Raw genomic sequence first — 847 nt, 5'->3', positions numbered from 1 at the left:
ACCTTGCACTGCGTATGCTGCACGACATGACCGGCGCGGACAGCAGCGTCTCCAAATGTTATTTCACTCGTGCCAAAAGCGGCGTTCTGATGAAATCAGAAACGATCGCCATCCGTAACCGCGAGCACCGCGTAATCGGACTGCTGTGTATCAACATGAACCTTGATGTGCCGTTCTCTCAAATCATGAGCACCTTTATTCCGCCTGAAACGCCGGAAGTGAACTCGTCGGTGAACTTTGCGTCTTCCGTTGAAGACCTCGTCACCCAGACGCTGGAGTTCACCATCGAAGAGGTCAATGCCGATCGCAACGTATCGAACAACGCTAAGAACCGCCAGATCGTGCTGAACCTCTATGAAAAAGGCATTTTCGATATTAAAGATGCGATTAACCAGGTGGCAGATCGCCTGAACATTTCCAAGCACACGGTTTATCTTTACATCCGCCAGTTCAAAAGCGGTGATTTCCTGGGACAAGAGAAGTAATGCGTTTTGCCATCATGGTGACAGGCCCGGCTTACGGCACTCAGCAGGCCAGTAGCGCTTTTCAATTTTCCGAGGCGTTGTTGGCTGCCGGGCATCAGCTGAGCAGTGTCTTTTTCTACCGGGAAGGGGTCTACAACGCTAACCAGCTGACCTCGCCTGCGTCGGATGAGTTTGATCTGGTGCGCGGCTGGCAGAAACTTAATGAGCTACAGGGCGTCGAGCTGCACATCTGTGTCGCGGCGGCGTTGCGTCGCGGTGTGACGGATGAAGCCGAAGCAGAGCGTATTGGCCTTGCCGGGGCGAATCTCCAGCCTGGCTTTTCCCTCAGTGGCTTAGGCGCGCTGGCTCAAGCGGCGTTGACC

The 847-nt window shown here is 54.2% G+C and carries 2 protein-coding genes; both read left to right on the top strand.

Features of this window, described 5'->3' with window-relative positions; all coding sequences use genetic code 11:
* Positions 1-485, top strand: a 485-nt coding sequence (locus K5E19_RS23040) for a transcriptional regulator (protein ID WP_221553250.1), incomplete at its 5' end; no start/stop codon positions are given.
* Positions 485-847 (top strand): sulfurtransferase complex subunit TusD (gene tusD / locus K5E19_RS23035; protein WP_221553249.1); only part of this gene is annotated, 363 nt, incomplete at its 3' end. The genes K5E19_RS23040 and tusD, both read left to right, overlap by 1 nt.

Source organism: Enterobacter sp. RIT637 (assembly GCF_019718755.1).
Taxonomy (GTDB): domain Bacteria; phylum Pseudomonadota; class Gammaproteobacteria; order Enterobacterales; family Enterobacteriaceae; genus Enterobacter.
The sequence above is the reverse complement of the archived record's forward strand: the minus strand, read 5'-3'. Positions and strand labels throughout refer to the sequence as shown.